Raw genomic sequence first — 21825 nt, 5'->3', positions numbered from 1 at the left:
CAAAATACATTGCTGGCTTTTTTCTTAGTTAAGGTGCGCTACAGGAGATTAGCCTGTTTGCTTTAACGTCGTTGGTAAGATCTTAACCAACTTAATCATGTTGTCAGATACGTCCATAATGACCATTTGATGCCCTGCGACTTCGATACTTAATTGGCTATCTGGAATATCTTCTAACTGCTCTAAAATCAAACCGTTCAGCGTGCGCGGACCATCGGTCGGTAAACTCCAATTCAGACTTTTATTAAGGTCTCGAATATTGGCACTGCCTTCGATCAGCAAGCTACCATCGGCTTGAGATGTGACCTCTTCCGCTAATGTCGGTGCAATCGATGTCGTAAATTCACCCACAATTTCTTCAAGAATATCTTCCAGTGTAATCAAGCCCTGAATATCACCGTATTCATCCACAATTAAACCAATACGTTCTTTATTACGTTGGAATTTTAAGAGTTGAGTATTGAGTGGGGTAGCTTCTGGAATGAAATACACTTCATCGGCGGCACGCAACAGGTTTGCTTTACTGAAGTCATTTTTTTCCATCATCAAACGGTATGCTTCACGCACACGTAACATGCCAACGACTTCATCAATCGTATCCCGATATAGCACGATACGACCGTGTGCCGAGTGGATGAGTTGACGCGTGATGGATTTCCAATCGTCATTAATGTTGATAGCGGCAATGTCACTGCGTGGGACCATTAAGTCTTCGACGGTCACATTTTCTAAATCTAGAATAGATAAAAGCATATCTTGGTGACGGCGAGGAATTAAGCCGCCAGCTTCATCAACAATCGTACGTAATTCAGCTGAATTGAGCTTTGAGCTATTCATGTTATCGACTTTTAGCCCGAGAAGAAGCAAAAAGCCATTGGTAATACCGTTTACAAACCAGACCAGCGGATACAGCACTTTCATGAGCACATTAAGCACAATACTACTGAGGTAAGAAACGCGTTCAGGGTAAATCGTTGCCAGTGTTTTTGGAGTGACTTCAGAGAAAACTAATACCACTAAGGTGAGGGCACCCGTTGCAATAGCAACACCGAGATCACCGTATAAGCGCATTCCGATTATGGTCGCAATGGCTGAAGCTAGAATATTGACGAGATTGTTGCCAATTAGAATCAGACCGATAAGGCGATCTGGGCGGGCAAGCAGTTTTTCAACACGTTTTGCCCCACGGTGCCCTTGATTCGCTAAATGCCGCAACTTGTAACGGTTGAGTGACATCATGCCGGTTTCAGAGCCGGAGAAATATCCGGAAATAATGAGTAGCAATATCAGTAGGGAGAATAATGCTCCCGTGGATATGTCGTCCAAAAATCTAGTTCCTTAACGTTTTGTTCACAAGTACAGTTGTACTTATTTGATTACAAGTGTCAATAGTACTTCATTATTAGACGGTTTTAGCCCCCAATTATGATTTCTTTCACAAAACGGCTACCAAAGTAAGCAAGTGTTAGAAGAAATGCACCGACTAAACTAAACCAGATCACCCTACGACCGCGCCATCCTTTTTGGTAATGTCCCCAAAGTAATACGCTATAAACCCCCCACGCAAGTAGAGAAAGCACCGCTTTATGGGTTTTGCCTTGTGCCAACATATCTTGAATAAAAAAGATGCCAGAAATCAGGGTAACGGTTAAAAGTGAATTACCGACCAAAATGATCTTGAAAAGCTGACGTTCCACCATCATTAAAGGAGGAATGTTAGGGTTAATCTTCAAGCTCTTCTTATTTTTTAATTTGTGATCCAACCATGCCAATTGAATAGCATACAAGGTCGCAATCATAAGTGTTGAATAAGAAAACAATGCAAGAGAGATATGAAATAAGACTTGAGGATGACTTTCTAAATGGGTAATAAAGGCACCGGGTAATAATGTTGCGGCTGATAAATTAATGGCAGCAAAGCTATATATTACAGGAAGCAAAAACCACACTCGCATGCGTAACATGGCGAATGTTGTTAATGTTGCAATGATCAAACTGATCAAAGAAGCAACATTCAATATACTGAGGTTTTGCCCTGAGCCACCCAAAATTAAGTCTTTCAACAGCAATACATGTAACGTTATTGCTACTAAAGCCGCAATAAATACCGGCTTAGTTTTAATACCATTACTATTGGTTAAGCCTGGAACAACAAGCCCCAGAGCGAGAAAATAAAAGCAAGCGGCCACTAAGGCTATTAACGTATCCATAGTAAACTGTTAACTAGTTAAGATGGTTAGAGATCGCAATTATACCCTGCTCAAACAATAGTCGCTATCTATAACATGAAAGCGAATGCAGGATTGCGGTATACTAACTGTAATTATATAGATTTTATTGCGTAACGAGCGAGTAGCACATGTTCGAAAATTTAACGGAGCGTTTATCGCGAACGCTTAAAAATGTCAGTGGCCGTGGTCGCCTGACGGACGACAACATCAAAGATACGCTACGTGAAGTACGTATGGCGTTACTCGAAGCTGATGTTGCGCTGCCAGTTGTTCGCGAATTCGTCAAGCGCGTAAAAGAGCGTGCTGTAGGTAGTGAAGTATCTAAAAGCCTTACACCGGGTCAAGAATTCATCAAAATTGTTCAAGCTGAGCTTGAGTCGGTTATGGGTGAGTCAAATGAAGCACTGGATTTAGCTTGTCAGCCTCCTGCGGTCATTTTGATGGCGGGTCTGCAAGGTGCGGGTAAAACCACCAGTGTTGCTAAATTAGGTAAAGTTCTTAAAGAACGCGAGAAGAAAAATGTTCTTGTTGTTTCTGCTGATGTTTACCGCCCAGCGGCGATCAAACAGCTAGAAACGCTAGCGAGCGATGTTGGGATTGATTTCTTCCCGTCATCAGCGGAACAAAAGCCGGTTGATATCGTAAGCAGTGCAGTTGCTCATGGTAAATTGAAGTTTTATGACGTCGTTATTGTCGATACAGCAGGTCGTCTGCATGTTGATGACGTGATGATGGATGAAATTAAAGACATTCATAAAGCGGCTAATCCGGTTGAAACCTTGTTCGTGGTCGACGCCATGACAGGTCAGGATGCGGCAAATACGGCGAAAGCCTTCAATGATGCACTGCCGTTAACTGGTGTCATTCTGACGAAAGTCGATGGTGATGCTCGTGGTGGTGCTGCTTTATCTGTGCGTCATATTACCGGTAAACCGATTAAATTCTTGGGTGTGGGTGAAAAGACCGACGCACTAGAACCGTTCCACCCCAATCGTGTGGCTTCACGTATTCTTGGTATGGGTGATGTACTGTCACTGATCGAAGACCTAGAGCGTAATGTAGATAAAAGCCAAGCAGAAGAATTAGCGAAGAAGTTTAAAGAAAAGAAAGGTTTTGACCTTGAAGACTTCCGTAGCCAGCTTCAACAAATGAAGAACATGGGCGGCATGGGCGGCATGATGGATAAACTGCCAGGCATGTCTCAGCTACCCGATAATGTAAAAGATCAAGTTGACGACCGTATGTTTTTACAAATGGAAGCTATTATTAATTCCATGACTAAAGGTGAACGTTCACGTCCAGAGATTATTAAAGGGTCGCGTAAAAAGCGTATCGCAAAGGGTTCTGGTACACAGGTACAAGATGTTAACCGCCTACTTAAGCAATTCATTCAGATGCAAAAGATGATGAAAAAAATGCAAAAAGGTGGAATGAAGAACATGATGCGCAATATGAAGGGCATGATGCCTGGCGGCGGCATGTTCCCTGGGCGTTAATTCGTTCATATTTATCGGTTTTTTATTTTTTGTTTTATCTGATTGGTGAAAAAGTAGCTAAATAAGTTGCATTCATCGGCTCAAAGAGTAAAATTCCGAGGCTTCAAAATATGGCACTGGCCCCGTTTTATTAGACGGGGCCAATTTATTTACAGTAATGCAAAACTAAAGAGGACGATATGGTTACCATTCGTTTGGCACGTCACGGCGCTAAGAAGCGTCCATTTTACCAAATCGTTGTTGCTGATTCTCGTTGCGCACGCGACGGTCGTAACATCGAAAAAATCGGTTTCTTCAACCCGCTAGCTAAGGGTCAGGAAGAGCGTTTACGTCTAGATCTTGACCGTGTTAATCACTGGGTTGGTCTTGGCGCAACTGTGTCTGACCGCACAGCTAAGCTAATCAAAGACGCTGCTAAAGCAGCTGCTTAATTTAGCAAATCAGGTAGAGATATAGAACTATGAGCTCACAAAACCAAGACTTAGTTGTTGTCGGTAAACTGGGTGCCACCTACGGTATCAAGGGTTGGCTCAAGGTTTTTTCCTACACTGAACAGTCTGAAAGTATTTTCGCCTATCAACCTTGGCTTATTAAAGTTAAGGGTGAATGGAAGCCAATCCAGATTGAATCCTGGAAGAAGCATGGTCAGGGCATAGTGGCTAAGTTAGAGGGCCTGGACATCCGTGAGGATGCACAGATTTTCACTAACGCTGAGGTCGCTGTACATGCCGATCAACTACCCGCACTGTCAGGAGAAGAATTCTACTGGCGTGAATTGTATGGCATGTCTGTTGTTACTACCGAAGGTTACGACCTAGGTAAAGTAACAGATATCCTGGAAACAGGGTCAAACGATGTATTAGTTGTGAAAGCTAACCTGAAAGATGCTTTTGGACAGAAGGAACGCTTAATACCGTTCCTCGATGAGCAGGTCATCAAGTCAATTGATCGCACTGCTCAGCGGATCGAAGTTGACTGGGATCCTGGATTTTAACCTCTGGTAACTAAGCGAGCGAACACATGTGGGTTGGTGTTATAAGCCTTTTTCCTGAAATGTTCACTTCTATTACCAATTTTGGGGTAACAGGCCAGGCGGTAAAAAAAGGCCTTTTGTCTATCGATACGTGGAATCCTCGTGATTTTACGGAAGATAAACACCGTACGGTTGATGATCGACCATACGGCGGTGGACCAGGTATGTTAATGATGGTGCAGCCTTTGCGCGATGCCATTCATACCGCTAAAAAGTCTGCTAAAGGCAAGGCTAAAGTGATTTACCTCTCCCCTCAGGGCCGTAAGCTTGATCAAGCTGGTGTTGAGGAGTTAGCACAGAATGAGAGCCTGATTCTTATCTGTGGTCGATATGAAGGGGTAGATGAGCGCATTATCCAACAGGAAGTAGACGAAGAATGGTCTATTGGGGATTTTGTACTGACTGGGGGTGAACTTCCAGCCATGACCTTAGTTGACGCAGTGGTTCGGTTTGTACCGGGTGTGCTGGGTGACTTTGCGTCAGCAGAAGAAGATTCTTTTGCAAATGGTCTGTTAGATTGTCCACATTACACGCGTCCTGATGTGTTAGATGGGCATGCAGTACCAAAAGTACTGATGTCAGGAAACCATAAGGATATTAGTCGCTGGCGATTAAAACAATCGTTGGGCCGCACTTGGCTAAGAAGACCAGAGCTCCTGGAAAATCTAGCTCTGACTGACGATCAGGAATTCTTGCTCGCGGAATTTATTCGCGAATATAAAGCAAGCATTATTTAATTTAGTATCAGTTTATTCTAGGATATAGCAATGAGTAACATCATCAAGCAGATCGAAGACGCGCAACTAAAACAAGATCTACCTACTTTTGCACCGGGCGACACAGTTGTTGTTCAGGTTAAAGTAAAAGAAGGCGACCGTGAGCGTCTACAGGCGTTCGAAGGCGTGGTTATCGCTAAGCGTAACCGTGGTCTACATTCTGCATTTACTGTTCGTAAAATCTCGAACGGTGAAGGCGTTGAGCGTGCGTTCCAAACTCACTCTCCAGTAGTTGATAGCATTACTGTTAAGCGTCGTGGTTTAGTACGTCGTGCCAAACTGTACTACCTACGTGAGCGTTCTGGTAAAGCAGCACGTATCAAAGAGAAGCTTGTTCGCAAGTCATCTTAAACGTATGACGTTTATTGAAAAAGCCCACCTTACGGTGGGCTTTTTTTTTGTCTTATTATGTCCCGTCCTGAGATAAACAAATACTCAACGATAATTAAGCAGAATAATAATACCAATCTAGACAAGTATCTGATCATCTTTGCTGGTTTAAATTGCTTATAACTACGTTAGAAATTTTATTATTAGAATAACTAGTTACTTCAATTTCTGCCTTGTTATTATCAATTTTTCCGGCGCAATTATCTGACCATTTACTTATCCAGAATGGTATAAGTCGATGGAAAAAGAGTGACGGGTAAACGATAACTCAATATGACCTACCCAAGAGTAAACAATGTATTTCTCATTACCATAAAAAAACCAGCCTAGTGGCTGGTTTTTGTGTTTTAGGGGGGAACTAAAACTTATACAGTTTCTAACTTACCGTCTTCTTCATTGGCAAGGTCAGTTTCGCCTTTACCTTTCGATTTCTTAATGACGTAGCCTGTAATAGCTAGCATTGCGACAAGACCCGTAATCGTTGATGTCATCATCGATAAACCAAAGCCGAGTTGGCTGTTGTTTAAGATGAAGGTAATACAAACCGTTGTCATGAACATTGCTGGTACAGTCGCTACCCAGTGCAGTTTATTGTGACGCAGTAGGTAAGCAGAGGCTGTCCACAGCATCATTACGGCTGTTGTTTGGTTTGCAAAGCCGAAGTAGCGCCAGATAATACCGAAGTCGACTTGCGTTAGAATGCCACCAAGAACAAACAATGGTAATGCCATTAGTAGGCGGTTACGCAGGGCTTTCTGATCCATATTGAAATATTCAGCAAGAATTAGACGGCTTGAACGGAATGCAGTGTCACCTGAGGTAATAGGTAAAATAACCACACCTAAGAAAGCAATAATACCGCCAAACACACCCAGTAGACCGATAGATGAGTTGTATACCACACTACCAGGGCCGCCAGTAGATATTGCTTCTGATAGCGCTTCAACAGAGCCGAAGAAAGACAATGCGAGAGCACACCAAATTAATGCGATAATACCTTCACCAATCATTGCGCCGTAAAATACGAAGCGACCGTTCTTTTCATTTTGAAGACAGCGAGCCATCAGTGGCGACTGGGTTGCGTGGAAACCAGAGATAGCACCACAGGCGATAGTGATAAACAGTGCAGGCCAAAGAGGTAAGTCATTCGGGTTCATGTTGGTGAACATCTGGCTCATCTCGTAATCACCCAGTAGCGTGTGCTCACTAGAGAATGCGATAGCGGTAATAAGCCCCACAGACATAAAGATAAGTAACGCGCCAAATAATGGGTAGAAACGACCGATGATTTTATCAACAGGAACAATGGTCGCGATGATGTAATAAGCAAAAATAATCACAACCATTGTCGTCATTGACATATCAATGCCAGTTTGTTCGTTCACAAGGTTAGTGATCATGCCAGCAGGTGCTGATACGAATACCACACCCACTAATAGCAACAGTACGATAGCAAAGATATTCATAAAATGTTTTGCACCGTTGCCTAGGTAGCGTCCCGTAATCGTAGGTACTGATGCACCATTATTACGAATCGACAGCATACCCGAGAAGTAATCATGTACTGCGCCGGCGAAGATACACCCTAATACAATCCATAACATGGCTGCTGGACCATATAGCGCGCCCATAATCGGACCAAAAATCGGACCCACACCCGCGATATTTAATAATTGAACAAGGTAAACCTTCTTGTTCGACATTGGCACATAATCTACGCCATCTTGTTTACTATATGCCGGTGTTTGGCGATTTTCATTTACGCCAAATATTTTTTCAATAAAGGCACCGTAGATGAAGTAACCACCGACTAGTGCAGCAACGCAGAGTAAGAACCAAGTCATTTTGTTTTCTCGCTGTGATGTTGGGAATTTGATAACGCTTACAATAGTAAAGTGATGGACGATAGATGCACGCAGTAAAAGAGTGAGCGGTTGTATAGCGAGGTAAGTGGTCGGTATTCGTATTAAGTGGTTTTGTTATTCAGCTAACATTCAGGCTACTCAAAACTAAAGAAAGTGAAACCTTATGAGGCATGATTAATAAGCTATTTAAAAGCAATTACTTAGTCTATTTGTGAGCTATTTGGTCGAAGACCAGCTCTTTGGGGATATGTATTTTAAAAAGTGCGAACCAAGGCTCAGGGTTGTGCCTTGGTGGGGGATGCTAAGTATTAACTTAGGTTGTAGCGGTCTTTTAATTCTTTAAGATAGCGGCGGCTGACCGGTACTTGATATAAACTTTGAGTTGTTATTTCGGCAAGACCATTATCCAATAACTTAATTTCCCGGATAGCTTGTGGGTGAACTAAGTATTGACGATGGCAGCGAATAAGAGGGGTTTTTTCTTCCAGAATTTTAAGGGTTAGCTGAGTACTGGCTTTTGTTTCTGTACTTAAAATATGCACCCCCGATAAATCCGAGTAAGCCACTTCGATGTCTTCAGGGCGTAACAGTAAAATGCGGTTGTGACCCGAACAGGGAATCAATTCCAACATGTCTGACATGAGTGGTGAATAATCTTTTGCTTCATACTCACGCTTAAGGCGTTTGATTGTTTTATCGAGTCGATATGTTTCAACGGGCTTTAATAGGTAATCGAAAGCATTATCTTCAAATGCTTTAAGGGCATATTCATCATAGGCCGTAACAAACACAACTTTAGGCATGGTATCAGGGTCCAACATACTCAGCATTTCGATCCCGGTTATTCGCGGCATTTGAATATCTAAAAAAATCACATCAGGCTTTAGGGCATTTATTTTTTTTAGCCCTTCAATGGCATTATTGCAGCTATCGATAACATTTATTTCACCGCTATCAAGTAAAAGATCGATCAGTTCTTCACGGGCATATAGTTCATCATCAATCACGATGGCTTTAATCATGCTGCGTTTTCTCCATTACTGCGATCTTGCTTGTTTTCTGCGGTGTATATTTTGTTTATATCATTGTGCTGCAAGGTTTTATCTTCTGGTAGTGTAATTGTAGCCCGCGTCCATACATTAGGCTGACTACTCATTTTTAAACCGTATTGTTGCCCAAACATGTTTTTTAACCGCTTATCGACAATTTTCATGCCTAGCCCACTTTCTTCGCTGACTGGTTGGTAGGTGCCTGCATTATCTTCTACTTCCAAAACCAAATGATTGTCAAAAACGTACCCCCGAATAATGATTTGACCATTCTCGAGCAATGATGAAGTACCGTGCTTAATGGCATTTTCAACTAAGGGTTGTAAGGTAAACGTCGGTAAATTAACGTTCATTAGCTCATCGGGCACAATGATTTCAACATTCAGGCGATCAGAAAAACGAGCGAGCTCAATTTCCAAGTAAGAACGAACATGTTGTAGTTCTTCGCTTATGGTAACGGTTTCGATGTTTTGCTTTAAATTACGACGGAAGAATTGTGATAGATGTTGGATCAACTGGCGTGCTTTATCGGGGTCTCGACGAATTATTGCACTAATCGTATTGAGGGCATTGAATAGGAAGTGAGGATTAACTTGGGCTTGTAGTAAACGCAGCTCTGCTTGAGTCAGTAAGATTTGTTGTTGTTCATAGCGTCCGGTTAAAATTTGATTTGAAAGCAACTTAGCAATGCCTTCACCTAATGTTAGGTTTACTGTAGAGAATAGTTTACGCTTTGGTTCGTACAGTTTAATTGTTCCTAGCACATCGTTATTTCCTCCCACTAAAGGAATAACAAGTGCAGAGCCTAATTTACAGCGATTGCTTAGCGAACAACAGTAAGGCATATCATGGCCATCTGCGTAAACCAATTCGCAGTTATCTATCGATCGACGAGTATAGCCAGACGATATTGGTGTACCGGGTAAATGGTGATCATCACCGATACCAATAAACGCTAATATTTTATCTCTATCAGTAATCGCAACAGCGCCAACGCCCGTTTCTTCATAAACGATTTTGGCTATTTTTTTTGTGCTTTCTTCATTAAATCCTTGGCTTAAAATGCCGACAGAGCGTTGGGCTATTTTTAATGCTCGACTGGAAAATGCAGCTGAATATTTTTCATAAATCGTTTTTCTATCTTGAATGATACTCATGAATAAAGCTGCGCCTAACGAGTTAGCAATGACCATTGGTAAAGCTATGGCGCTGACAAGGTGTAAGGCTTTATCGTAGGGTTCAGCCACGATTAAAATGATAAACATTTGAATGATTTCAGCGACTAATGTAATAGTGAAAACGATGAAAGGCCTGTATAGCTGGTCGACTTGCCCGCGGCGTACGTAGTAGCTGTGTAAGAGCCCACCAAGCAACCCTTCAGTTGTGGTAGAGATAGCGCAAGCGACATCAGTAAAGCCTCCCATGCTGTAACGGTGCATGCCGCCAGTTAAGCCCACAGCAAACCCCACAATGGGCCCACCGAGTAACCCTCCCATTACAGCACCTATCGCGCGCGTATTCGCGATAGCATCTTCAATGTTGAGGCCAAAGTAGGTGCCTAAAATACAAAAAAGAGAGAATAAGACATAACATGAAAAACGTTGGGATAATCGGCCAGATACCGTAGTGAGTGGCATAAACAACGGGGTTTTACTTAGTAGATAAGCAATAACTAAATAAACACTGAGTTGTTGGAGTAATGAAAAAATCAGTTCCATGATAATAGTGTTGAACGAGTGGGCTCTTTAGATAGGTTACCTGTGTTTGTTCAGATAGCCAAAAACCATTTAATGTAAACTTAAGTTTACGAGTGGTAATTATTCTTTACAGGGTATTGCCAAGGAGGGAAATCACTTGTTATGGTGTTAACCAGAGAGCAGGAGATACCTGTTAAATATTGAATATAGTTAGTGAGAACGGCTTTGCCTTCTACTACCCAGAATAGATTGAGGAAAGCCACCATGCAAAAAGACCAACTGAATAATGTACATATTCAAGATGAATGCGTCTTGATCACTCCTCAGCAACTAAAAGCCAAGTTGCCACTCAGTGAAACAGCACTGAACTTCATTCGCGAATCTCGTCAAACCATTGCAGATATTACCCACAAGCGTGACCACCGTTTGCTAGTGGTATGCGGACCATGCTCAATTCACGATATTGACGCAGCGAAAGCGTACGCCCAAAAATTGAAGCAGCTTTCTGAAGAGCTAGGTGATCAACTGTACATTGTAATGCGCGTTTATTTTGAAAAGCCACGTACAACAGTTGGTTGGAAAGGTCTTATCAATGACCCGCATCTTGATGGTTCTTTTGAAGTGGAAGATGGTTTACATATTGGTCGTCAGCTACTCATTGACTTGGTTGAAATGGGGATTCCTTTAGCAACAGAAGCGCTTGATCCTATTAGTCCTCAATACTTAGGTGATTTATTCAGTTGGGCTGCTATTGGTGCTCGTACTACAGAATCACAAACACACCGTGAAATGGCAAGTGGCCTTTCAATGCCAGTTGGATTTAAAAATGGTACGGATGGAAGTTTGGCGACGGCTATCAATGCCATGCAAGCTGCAGCCTCTGGACACCGTTTCATGGGAATTAACCCGGAAGGGCAGGTAGCATTGTTGAACACCCAAGGGAACCCTGATGGCCATGTAATTTTACGTGGTGGTAAGCAAACGAATTATGATTCAGTCTCGGTCACTGAGTGTGAAAATGAGATGCATCAGTCAGGTCTTGTACCATCCTTGATGGTAGACTGTAGCCATGCAAATTCACGTAAAGATTATCGTCGTCAGCCGTTGGTTGCTGAAGATGTACTTCATCAAATCCGTGAAGGTAATAAATCAATTATTGGTTTGATGATTGAAAGCCATTTAAATGAAGGTAGCCAAAGCGCTGATTTACCGCGTGAAGAAATGGCTTACGGGGTATCGATTACCGATGCATGTATCAGCTGGGAAGATACAGAAACGCTATTGCGTCGTACGCGTAAAGAATTAACGCCTTTCTTAAAGGATCGTTGCGAAGGGTAATACGTCGTACCACCTAAATGCAATACTGGTTTAGCCCCAAAAAAAGCGCCCATTTATACTCATAAATCTGCGCTTTTTCTTTGCATTGAATAAACAGCACTACGTTAAACAGTAATATTAAATTCATCATATACTTAGCAGATAAATACGGACAGTGAGATCATGGTTGCTGAACTGAGTAAATTAAGAGATCAAATCGATGATGTTGATCAGCAAATGGTAGAGCTTTTAGCTCGCCGTTTATCATTAGTAGAAGAAGTGGGTCATGTGAAAAGCCTGCATGGTTTACCTATTTATGCGCCAGACCGTGAAGCCGCAATGTTAGCCTCACGCCGTCATGAAGCTGAGCAAAAAGGTGTGCCGCCTGATCTGATTGAAGACATTTTGCGCCGTACCATGCGTGAATCTTATTCGAGTGAAAATGATTCAGGGTTTAAATGCTTAAAGCCTGAACTTCGCCCTATTGTTGTTGTGGGTGGGCATGGTCAGCTAGGTGGATTGTTCTGCCGTTTATTTGAACTTTCAGGTTACCAAGTACGTCAACTAGGCAGCCAAGATTGGGATCGTGCGGATGAGATCCTTGCAGATGCGGGTATGGTTGTCGTCTCTGTACCGATTAATATCACTGAGCAAATCATTGGTAAACTGTCCAACTTACCAGATGACTGTATTCTTGCTGATTTAACCTCGATCAAGAGTGGCCCATTACAGGCAATGCTAGAAGTACATAGCGGCCCTGTGATTGGTTTACATCCAATGTTTGGTCCCGATATTTCTAGCTTGGCAAAGCAAGTTATTGTGTATTGTGATGGGCGAAACCCTGAAAATTACCAATGGTTACTTGAGCAATTTCAGATTTGGGGTGCAACCTTAAATCGTATTAGTGCGATTGAACACGATCAAGGCATGACGCTGATCCAAGCTTTACGCCATTTTACGTCATTTGTTTATGGTGTGCATTTGGCAGAGGAAGATCCGAAGATCGAGCAACTCATGTCGCTAAGCTCACCGATTTATCGCCTTGAACTTGCGATGGTCGGTCGCTTGTTTGCTCAAGATGCACAATTGTATGCCGACATTATTATGTCTGCGCCGCAAAACATTGCGATGATTAAACGCTTCCACCAACGTTTTGGGGAGGCTATCAAGATGCTCGAGACGCAAGATAAAGAGGCGTTCAAACAAGCATTTAATCAGGTCGAGCATTGGTTTGGTGATTATGCGGGACACTTCCTTGCTGAAAGCCAAGGTTTGTTAAGGCAAGCGAACGATTCAACCCACCGTTCGTAGCATCAATCAATAAAGAAAGAATTAAAAAAGCGAGTATCTAGATAAGATACTCGCGTTTATATGAGGACTATTCTTCGATCTCAACTTCTGTAGGTTTTACATTCTCACTTGGGTAACAACCTAGCACTTTAATGAAGCGCGTCAGACGTGTTAACTCTTCTAATGCTTGCTGCATCACATCAGATTTTAAATTCTCTTCAACATCTAAATAGAACATTTCTTCCCATGGATTACCAATCACTGGGCGAGACTCTAGTTTAGTCATATTGATATTTAAATTACGCAATACCACTAAACATTCAACCAATGAACCCGCTTTCTGGGCCGTAGACATAATCAAGGTGCTTTTTGCAGGGATCAGTGACGTGACATCAACAGGTTTACGGGCAACAACAATGAAGCGAGTGAAATTTTCTTGTTGATTGGCAATATTCCCTTTTACAGGGGTAAGACCGTAAAGCTTACCACTTGATGCATTACCAATTGCAGCCACATTCGGTAGGTTCAATTCTGCCACTTTTTGCATCGCTTCGGCGGTACTAGAGCAGTACTCTTGTGTGATGTCGCCCATTGAATGTAAGTATTCACTGCACTGTTGGTGAGGCTGAGGGTGGGAATATAAGGTGTTAATACCTTTGACATCGGCATCCCCAACAGTGAGCAGGCAATGTTCAATCGGTTGAGTTATTTCACCCACAATAGATAAGCTAGTGTGTTGCAGTAAGTCATACACTTCATTGATTGAACCAGAGCTGGTATTTTCAATTGGCAACACACCATAATCAGCATTACCTGTTTCAACAATGTTCAACACATCACGGAATGTAGAACAACTCATCTCGACGAGTTTGGTTTGCTTACGGCTAAAGTAGTTACGACTTGCAAGGTGAGAGTATGAACCTTTCGCTCCAAGGAAAGACACACGAGCCACAGGCTGTAAGCTATCAGGGTTCGCTAATTTTTGCAGATACGCTTGTTGAAATAATACCGAGTCTTCAATAATGGTATGAAAAATTTGCGTTACATATAAAGCATCGAGCTGCTGCGACTTGCCTGTTTCAATCAAACGAAGCAAGAGTTCTTGTTCTCGTGCTTGATCGCGTACTGGTTTCGCAGTACCAATTTTACTTTTAGCGACTTCTAAGCTCAGTAAGCGTCGTTCAGATAGTAGTTTAAGTATCTCGTTATCAATGCGGCTAACATTTTTACGAATATCATCAAGTGAGTAGTGTTGTTCGGTCATTGTATTCCCTGCTTGCGTATCGGCTTTTCTGATACAAAAAAGCCTCCTTGGTCAGAGGAGGCTGTCTATTCGTCTTTAGCTTGTTTCTTGCGTAACGAATCGCCTCCACTAGGGTGACATAAAAAATAAGCTAAAGAAAAACAGGCGTATTGGCATTATGAGTAAAAACTTTGTTGTGAATATGACTCAACATTATTAATCCTACGTGATCTTGTCAAGGTCAATATAAGGCTTTCTTCAGACTCTATTAGATATTTGAAGCGGGGGTCATTGAAAGTAAACAGCCCCGCTATAGTAGCAGGGCTGTTTGGAATCCTCTTTTATTTACTATGCATCTACTGCTTCGACTTCATCTTCTTCAATGACTGGTTTGTCACTGTGACTAGCACGGCGTGCTGCAGGTTTGTGTGCTTGTTTATTAATTTGACGTTCTAGTTTTTGATAAAGTTCGGTGATAGCACCGAATAGGTCATTGTGCTCCGCTGAGGCGACAATCTTTCCTCCAGGAATAGCGGCGGATGCTTCAATTTTAAATATCTTACTTGGCTCTTTACTAATCATCACATGCTTATTGACTAGTGGTAGCTGAAACTTCTCTAACTTCTTGAATTTAAACTCAAGACGTTCACGGATAGCAGGAGTAATATCAATGTTTTTACCAGTAATTTCTAATGTCATAATTATCTTTCCTCTTGTGCTACCCCTTGTTGGGTTAACTTCAGATTACTAAAATGCCGGGTTTATAATGTGACATGCATCACACTTTGATCTTTAAAAGATAAATAGAAAAAATTCTGTGACCAAGTTTTATTTTTTAATAAAAACTATCAATAAAGTGCTTGTCGAGGACTAGATATTTAAGGCAGTATGAAGGAACTAGAGATGCTGGTGGCTTGTGCTAACTAGGGAAGTTTTTCGATTTAAAACATGGGTTTGAATGAATTTTAACCATGTGCCTATTTAGGCGTTAATCGCAATATCATGTATTTCTCTCACTTTTATGACTTGAACTGAATATTCATTTTTCACGAATACAAAAACGGCAGCCACTTGGCTGCCGTTTGCATATTTGCCTTATACCACAAGGGCATTTAGTTGACTGGGTTTAACGCAATCAGCTTTTTCGTGTTTTCTATCGGCTCTTGTAGACCTAATTTTTCGTAGGCTGTTAGCATCATTGGGAGCGATTTACGTGCTGCTTGTGTATCAGGGTATAAACGTTGAATTTGTTGGCTACGATTTATCGCTGCGATCCATGCTTCACGGCGAATATAAAAATCAACTGTTGCTAGATCGTAATCAGCAAGACGATTCTTAATAAAAATCATTCGAGCTTTAGCATCTGCAGCATATTGACTATTCGGATAGCGCTCTAGCAGGCGTTTAAAGTCTCGGAAGGCTTTTCGTGCTGGTTCAGGATCTCGGTCATGGCGATCGATACTAAAAATATCGTGCATGAAGCTGCGATCTTGTGCCATTTGCGTTAACCCACGCATATAAAGCACCCAGTCAGACTTCTCGTGAGCTGGGTTTAGACGGTTGAAACGTGCAATTGTCGCTTCACCTAAAGCCAAATCATCATTTTTGTAGTAAGCATAAATGAGGTCTAATTGGACTTGTTCAGAGTACGCTCCAAAAGGATAACGCGAGTCCAAAGTCTCTAAACGTTCGATAGCTGTTGTCCAGCTACCACTCTGTAATGCTTGTTGAGCAGTAACATAGAGCTCTGCTGGCGGAACATCGGGTACAACTTCTTCAGTACTTGAACAGCCTGAAAGAATGGCTACGGCAAGAAGAGTCGTGATTGTCAGGCGTTTCATTACGGCGTCAGCTTCCTTGAAAAAAATTTTATTTCTGCGGATCCATTACGGTAAGAGCCGTTAACAGATACAATGAGACTATTAGGTTATACCACGGTTAGTTTTTAGCTTGGTATATTTTACGCAGCGTATGGCAATTAGTCCCACGCTTTTTAAAAAAGTTCGCTATGGCCCAGCAAATAGAGTTAACAAATACAGTAAATGATAGCCAACTGGGCATGCGCCTAGATCAGGTTATCGCTGAATTATATCCAGACTACTCACGTTCACGTGTTAAAGAATGGATTTTGAAGAACATGGTTTCAGTGAATGGTGAAATCGTCAATAAACCTCGTCTAAAAATGATGGGTGGCGAAGAACTGTTTATAAAAGCTGAGATCGAAGATGAAGTCCGTTGGGTGGCACAAGACATCCCGCTTAATATTATTTACGAAGATGAGCACATCCTTGTAATCAATAAGCCGCGTGATTTCGTTGTTCACCCTGGTGCAGGTACGCCTGACCGCACAGTACTTAATGCCTTGTTATTTCATTGCCCTGCATTGGCTGAAGTACCACGTGCCGGTATTGTGCACCGCCTTGACAAAGATACAACGGGTTTGATGGTGGTTGCTAAAACCATTCAAGCACAAACACGTTTAGTGCGTGCGTTACAAAAACGTAAGATCACTCGTGAATACGAAGCTATCGCGATGGGTAAAATGACGGGAGGCGGCACAGTTGAAAAGCCGATCGGTCGTCATGCTACTAAGCGTATTTGTATGGCTGTACACGAATTAGGTAAGCCTGCGATTACACACTATCGTGTGGCTGAACACTTCCGTGAGCACACACGTTTAGTACTTCGTCTCGAAACAGGTCGTACACACCAGATCCGTGTTCATATGTCGTATATGAGTCATCCGCTAGTCGGTGATGCAATATATGGTGGTCGTCCTCGTCCACCACGTCATGCATCTGATGAGCTGATCTTAGCATTGCGTTCATTCGACCGTCAGGCGTTGCACGCACGTATGCTACGTTTATCTCACCCAATTACAGGTGAGCTAATGGAATGGCGCGCTCCGTTGCCAAACGATATTCTTGCGATGATCGATATTCTTCGTAAAGATAAAATCGAAAACGACGAAGACGACTTCTAAGATGTTGATAACCCCCGATTGGCCAGCACCTAAGCGTGTTAAAGCAGTCAGCACTACCCGTAAAGGGGGCGTTAGTCTTGCACCTTATGATGGCTTAAACCTTGGTTTACATGTCGGGGATGACACAGAACGTGTTCAACAGAATCGAAGCTTATTGCAACGTGAATTGGGTTTAGTTCAGGTTCCTGCTTGGCTTAATCAAATTCACAGTAGCAAAGTGATCGATCTGAAGAAGCCTCTTACAGCGTTAATTGATGCGGATGGCAGTTATAGCCGTGAACCTGGTTTAGCATGTGTCATTATGACTGCTGATTGCTTACCTGTGCTGTTGTGTGACAAAGACGGAACACAAGTGGCGGCTGTACATGCAGGGTGGCGAGGCCTAGCTGGTGGGATTATTGAAGCCGCATTGGATAAATTTTCAGTGCCGGCCAATGAGATAATGGCATGGCTTGGACCTGCTATTGGACCAACAGCATTTGAAGTCGGTGGTGAAGTTCGCCAGCAATTTATGGCTGTTGATCCACAAGCGAAATTAGCATTTACACCACAGACTAAAGTGGTTGATGGTCAAAGCGGTAACGATAAATGGTTGGCGAATATTTATTTGTTAGCCACGCAGCGTTTACAACAGTACGGCATCACGCAGGTATATGGTGGTGATCACTGTACAGTGAATGAACCTGAACTGTTTTATTCATACCGTCGTGAACCAATCACTGGCCGGCAAGCGTCGTTAATTTGGTTAGATTAATGCTGATAAAGTTGTTTTGAAAAAGGCTCTGTTGAGTAATAGAATAAGTGCAACAGAGCCTTTTTTATTCGCAGCAAATGAATCTGAGTTCGTCAATCAGGTTCTGCAAATAAGAATATTAGTGGATCAACGTTATATTGGTCGGGTTTGCCATTGATAGCTCAATCACTTTAGCGCCATAAGGAACGGTATAAATTTCATAACCGTTATTCTTTGCGCGGTAGAAACGTTGGTTGATTGTGTCATGCAATAATACGATGCCGTTATAGCTTACAGTGCGAACCATTGCCCCTTGAATCATAACAACGGTATTCACTGTAGCCACTGTCGTTGGGTTACGACGATTATCAATTCTATCTTCTGTTCGATTTTCAATGCGCGCCTCTTGGCGTACATCTTGTCTTTTTTCTTGAATATCTCGTTGTGCCATTGCGCCAGTAGATGAAGCCAATACTGTTAATGCCACCGCGACTGTTATTAGACTCTTCTTGAACATATGATTTCTCTCTGTACCGAATGACGTTTTATTTATGGTACGCCGTCCCATAAAGAGTTGTCAATATAGGGTTTGCCATTCTGTTTATTTTTTAAGGTTAAATAGTCTATCTTTCTCATAGAAGAGACACTGTAGGGATAACACTTGTTATCGATACAGAAACCATAACGATGGTGTTGGGTTATTTTATAGTTAGTTGCGAATCCTTGTGATGAATGCTTGAAAAAAATGTTCAGGGCATCCATATACTTTATAGGTAAGTAGTTAATCAAATATTGGGAGAACTCATGCGTCTTGACCGATTTACAAGCAAATTTCAAATGGCGATATCTGATGGACAGTCGTTGGCTTTAGGGCGAGATCATCAGTACATCGAACCAGCACACCTGATGGTGGCGTTACTTAATCAGGATGGAAGTACTATTCGTCCGTTGCTAACAATGCTGAATGTCGATATCTCTCAGTTACGTTCGCGCTTAGGCGAGTTACTCGATCATTTACCTAAAGTAACGGGTATTGGCGGTGAAGTGCAGTTATCAAACGATATGGGCTTATTGCTGAATATGTGTGATAAGTTGGCTCAGAAACGTAAAGACAAATTCATTTCATCAGAATTATTTATTTTGGCGGCTGTCGATGACAAAGGTTCGTTAGGTAAACTGCTTAAAGAACTCGGCTTGACAGCGGCTAAAATTGAACAAGCTATTAATCAGGTACGTGGTGGACAAAAAGTAGATGATCAAAATGCGGAAGAAAATCGTCAAGCATTAGAAAAATTCACCATTGATTTAACGGAACGGGCAGAGCAAGGCAAGCTCGATCCTGTTATTGGGCGTGATGATGAAATACGCCGCACCATCCAAGTGCTTCAGCGCAGAACTAAAAATAACCCCGTTATTATTGGTCAACCTGGTGTAGGTAAAACAGCCATTGTTGAAGGGCTAGCCCAGCGAATTGTGAATGGTGAAGTACCTGAGGGGCTACGTCATAAACGGGTACTTTCTCTAGATATGGGCTCTTTGATTGCTGGTGCTAAATATCGAGGAGAGTTTGAAGAGCGTTTAAAATCAGTCTTAAACGAACTTTCTCAAGAAGAAGGCAGTGTGATTTTATTCATTGATGAATTACACACCATGGTTGGAGCGGGTAAAGGCGAAGGCTCAATGGATGCTGGTAATATGCTAAAACCGGCATTAGCACGGGGTGAATTACATTGTGTAGGCGCCACAACCCTTGATGAATATCGACAATATATAGAGAAAGATGCAGCGCTAGAGCGTCGTTTCCAAAAAGTGCTGGTGGATGAACCGACAGTAGAAGACACGATAGCTATTCTACGAGGCCTGAAAGAGCGCTATGAATTGCATCACCATGTCGAAATTACCGATCCTGCCATCGTTGCGGCGGCGCGTTTATCACATCGCTATGTCTCAGATCGACAGTTACCCGATAAAGCGATCGATTTGATTGATGAAGCTGCGTCGAGTATTCGCATGCAAATTGATTCAAAGCCTGAATCGCTCGATCGTTTAGAGCGTCGAATTATTCAATTAAAAATTGAACAACAAGCACTCAGTAAAGAGAGTGATGCGGCAAGTCAAAAACGCCTTAATGATATTTGTGAAGAACTTGATGTTAAAGAACGTGAATATGCAGAACTAGAAGAAGTGTGGAATGCTGAAAAAGCCGCCCTTTCTGGTACTCAACATATTAAATCTGAACTTGAGCAAGCACGTATGAATATGGAGGTTGCGCGACGAGCTGGTGATCTGAACCGTATGTCAGAATTGCAGTATGGCAAAATACCGGAACTCGAAAAGCAACTGGATCTAGCAGCTCAAGCTGAAATGCAAGAAATGAGCTTATTGAAGAACAAGGTTACGGACGCTGAAATAGCAGAAGTACTCTCTAAGCAAACGGGTATTCCTGTCGCCAAAATGCTGGAAGGCGAACGTGATAAGTTATTGCGTATGGAAGATGAATTACATCAACGTGTAATCGGACAAAATGAAGCGGTCGAGGCTGTGGCTAATGCCATTAGACGAAGTCGTGCTGGTTTGTCAGATCCGAACCGTCCGATTGGATCGTTCTTATTCTTAGGTCCAACTGGTGTGGGTAAAACGGAACTGTGTAAAACACTGGCAAACTTCATGTTTGATAGTGAAGACAACATGGTGCGTATCGACATGTCAGAATTTATGGAAAAGCATTCTGTTGCACGGTTAGTCGGGGCACCTCCTGGTTATGTCGGTTATGAAGAAGGCGGCTATTTAACTGAAGCGGTTCGTCGTCGTCCTTATTCTGTCATTTTGTTGGATGAAGTCGAGAAAGCACATCCTGATGTTTTCAATATTTTACTGCAAGTACTGGATGATGGTCGATTGACTGATGGGCAGGGGCGTACGGTTGATTTTCGAAACACCGTTATTATCATGACCTCTAATCTTGGCTCAGATCGGATTCAGGAAAATTTTGGTAACTTAAACTACGAAGGTATCAAGAATATGGTACTTGAGGTTGTTAGCCAGTATTTCCGACCTGAATTTATTAACCGAGTCGATGAGACTGTTGTTTTCCATCCGTTAGGGCAAGAAAATATTAAACACATTGCTAGCATTCAAATTGAGCGTTTAGTTAATCGTTTAAAAGAAAAAGACTACGAACTGACGGTTCAAGAAAGTGCTTTAGACTTTATTGCGAAAGCTGGTTTTGACCCTGTATACGGTGCGCGACCATTAAAGCGTGCCATACAACAGTATATAGAGAACCCACTCGCTCAAGAGATCCTCTCTGGTAAGTTGGAGACAGGTAAGCCAATCGACTTACTGATTGAAGATGAGCATCTGGTAACTAAGCAATAAAACTATAAGGCTATAAGTTAAAAAGAGCAGAAAGAGCAAAAGATAAAAGAAATATGATTGAAGTAGCGTCTTGTTGCCTTTGCAGCAAGGCGTTTTTTAATTTAGAAGGAGGAATATTGTTAGTGATGCTCGTTTTATTTCCAATTTTAAAGCTGATTGTTTAACAATTGTTCAAACGGTTAATAAAGCGAATTTAAGTGTTGTCACTCTCATAAAACTCCCTATAATGCGACCTCACTGACACGGAGCACGGCGCTTAGCCAGCAACCTAGTCAGTATGTTCTTTAACAATTTGACCATGCAATCTGTGTGGGCACTCGTGAAATTTTAAGTCGAAAGATTTA

At 42.2% G+C, this 21825-nt stretch carries 19 protein-coding genes and 1 other annotated feature; of the genes, 10 read left to right on the top strand and 9 right to left on the bottom strand.

Going from position 1 to position 21825, the window contains the following annotated elements; all coding sequences use genetic code 11:
- Positions 1-48 precede the first annotated feature (48 nt).
- Positions 49-1326, bottom strand: a complete 1278-nt coding sequence (locus C9J12_RS20090) for an HlyC/CorC family transporter (RefSeq protein WP_107244332.1) — start codon at positions 1324-1326, stop codon at positions 49-51.
- 86 nt (positions 1327-1412) lie between these two features.
- Entirely contained in the window at positions 1413-2210 is a 798-nt protein-coding gene (locus tag C9J12_RS20085; RefSeq protein WP_107244331.1) for a cytochrome C assembly family protein, read from the bottom strand.
- A gap of 149 nt (positions 2211-2359) precedes the next feature.
- Here C9J12_RS20085 and ffh point away from each other — a divergent pair, with 149 nt between their 5' ends.
- The 5 genes from ffh (at position 2360) to rplS (ending at position 5887) form a co-directional block, all read left to right on the top strand.
- Entirely contained in the window at positions 2360-3727 is a 1368-nt protein-coding gene (ffh, locus tag C9J12_RS20080) for a signal recognition particle protein (RefSeq protein ID WP_107244330.1), read from the top strand.
- Positions 3728-3906: 179 nt separating this feature from the next.
- Positions 3907-4158: a 30S ribosomal protein S16 gene (rpsP, locus tag C9J12_RS20075; protein ID WP_006232610.1), complete on the top strand. Its 252-nt coding sequence runs from the start codon at positions 3907-3909 to the stop codon at positions 4156-4158.
- Positions 4159-4187: 29 nt separating this feature from the next.
- Positions 4188-4721, top strand: coding sequence for a ribosome maturation factor RimM (gene rimM, locus C9J12_RS20070; RefSeq protein ID WP_006232609.1), 534 nt, complete (start codon positions 4188-4190; stop codon positions 4719-4721).
- Positions 4722-4747: 26 nt separating this feature from the next.
- Positions 4748-5497: a tRNA (guanosine(37)-N1)-methyltransferase TrmD gene (gene trmD, locus C9J12_RS20065; protein WP_107244329.1), complete on the top strand. Its 750-nt coding sequence runs from the start codon at positions 4748-4750 to the stop codon at positions 5495-5497.
- 30 nt (positions 5498-5527) lie between these two features.
- A complete protein-coding gene (gene rplS, locus C9J12_RS20060) occupies positions 5528-5887 on the top strand; it encodes a 50S ribosomal protein L19 (RefSeq protein ID WP_107244328.1) in 360 nt (119 codons plus the stop codon).
- Between the two features lie 404 nt (positions 5888-6291).
- On the opposite strand, the gene C9J12_RS20055 is transcribed toward rplS, so the two are convergent.
- The 3 genes from C9J12_RS20055 to C9J12_RS20045 all read right to left on the bottom strand — a co-directional run bounded on the left by C9J12_RS20055 (position 6292) and on the right by C9J12_RS20045 (position 10558).
- Positions 6292-7770: a carbon starvation CstA family protein gene (locus C9J12_RS20055; RefSeq protein ID WP_107244327.1), complete on the bottom strand. Its 1479-nt coding sequence runs from the start codon at positions 7768-7770 to the stop codon at positions 6292-6294.
- A 329-nt stretch (positions 7771-8099) separates the two neighbouring features.
- On the bottom strand, positions 8100-8813 hold the full coding sequence (gene btsR / locus C9J12_RS20050) for a two-component system response regulator BtsR (RefSeq protein ID WP_107244326.1): 714 nt from the start codon (positions 8811-8813) through the stop codon (positions 8100-8102).
- A complete protein-coding gene (locus C9J12_RS20045) occupies positions 8810-10558 on the bottom strand; it encodes a sensor histidine kinase (protein ID WP_107244325.1) in 1749 nt (582 codons plus the stop codon). The genes btsR and C9J12_RS20045 overlap by 4 nt, the downstream gene beginning before the upstream one ends.
- Positions 10559-10801: 243 nt before the next feature.
- On the opposite strand from C9J12_RS20045, the gene C9J12_RS20040 reads away from it, so the two are divergent.
- Both C9J12_RS20040 and tyrA read left to right on the top strand, forming a co-directional pair.
- Positions 10802-11875 (top strand): 3-deoxy-7-phosphoheptulonate synthase, encoded by a 1074-nt coding sequence (locus C9J12_RS20040; RefSeq protein WP_107244324.1) that lies wholly within the window; start codon positions 10802-10804, stop codon positions 11873-11875.
- Between the two features lie 162 nt (positions 11876-12037).
- Positions 12038-13165: a bifunctional chorismate mutase/prephenate dehydrogenase gene (gene tyrA, locus C9J12_RS20035; protein WP_107244323.1), complete on the top strand. Its 1128-nt coding sequence runs from the start codon at positions 12038-12040 to the stop codon at positions 13163-13165.
- A 67-nt stretch (positions 13166-13232) separates the two neighbouring features.
- Here tyrA and pheA read toward each other — a convergent pair whose 3' ends face one another.
- From pheA to bamD, 3 genes are all read right to left on the bottom strand, one after another.
- Complete coding sequence (pheA, locus tag C9J12_RS20030; RefSeq protein ID WP_107244322.1) at positions 13233-14408, bottom strand: prephenate dehydratase; 1176 nt, start codon at positions 14406-14408, stop codon at positions 13233-13235.
- 33 nt (positions 14409-14441) lie between these two features.
- Positions 14442-14565: a sequence feature (Phe leader region), on the bottom strand.
- A gap of 170 nt (positions 14566-14735) precedes the next feature.
- A complete protein-coding gene (gene hpf, locus C9J12_RS20025; protein WP_107244321.1) occupies positions 14736-15086 on the bottom strand; it encodes a ribosome hibernation-promoting factor, HPF/YfiA family in 351 nt (116 codons plus the stop codon).
- 413 nt (positions 15087-15499) lie between these two features.
- Complete coding sequence (bamD, locus tag C9J12_RS20020; protein WP_107244320.1) at positions 15500-16228, bottom strand: outer membrane protein assembly factor BamD; 729 nt, start codon at positions 16226-16228, stop codon at positions 15500-15502.
- 167 nt (positions 16229-16395) lie between these two features.
- On the opposite strand from bamD, the gene rluD reads away from it, so the two are divergent.
- Positions 16396-17370, top strand: a complete 975-nt coding sequence (rluD, locus tag C9J12_RS20015) for a 23S rRNA pseudouridine(1911/1915/1917) synthase RluD (protein ID WP_107244319.1) — start codon at positions 16396-16398, stop codon at positions 17368-17370.
- A 1-nt stretch (position 17371) separates the two neighbouring features.
- Positions 17372-18124, top strand: a complete 753-nt coding sequence (gene pgeF / locus C9J12_RS20010; protein WP_107244318.1) for a peptidoglycan editing factor PgeF — start codon at positions 17372-17374, stop codon at positions 18122-18124.
- A gap of 118 nt (positions 18125-18242) precedes the next feature.
- On the opposite strand, the gene C9J12_RS20005 is transcribed toward pgeF, so the two are convergent.
- Positions 18243-18620, bottom strand: coding sequence for a hypothetical protein (locus tag C9J12_RS20005; protein WP_107244317.1), 378 nt, complete (start codon positions 18618-18620; stop codon positions 18243-18245).
- A gap of 287 nt (positions 18621-18907) precedes the next feature.
- Between C9J12_RS20005 and clpB the strand changes: the two genes are divergently transcribed.
- Positions 18908-21481: an ATP-dependent chaperone ClpB gene (gene clpB, locus C9J12_RS20000; RefSeq protein WP_107244316.1), complete on the top strand. Its 2574-nt coding sequence runs from the start codon at positions 18908-18910 to the stop codon at positions 21479-21481.
- Positions 21482-21825 lie beyond the last annotated feature (344 nt).

This window comes from Photobacterium frigidiphilum, from assembly GCF_003025615.1.
Lineage (GTDB): Bacteria > Pseudomonadota > Gammaproteobacteria > Enterobacterales > Vibrionaceae > Photobacterium > Photobacterium frigidiphilum.
The sequence above is the reverse complement of the archived record's forward strand: the minus strand, read 5'-3'. Positions and strand labels throughout refer to the sequence as shown.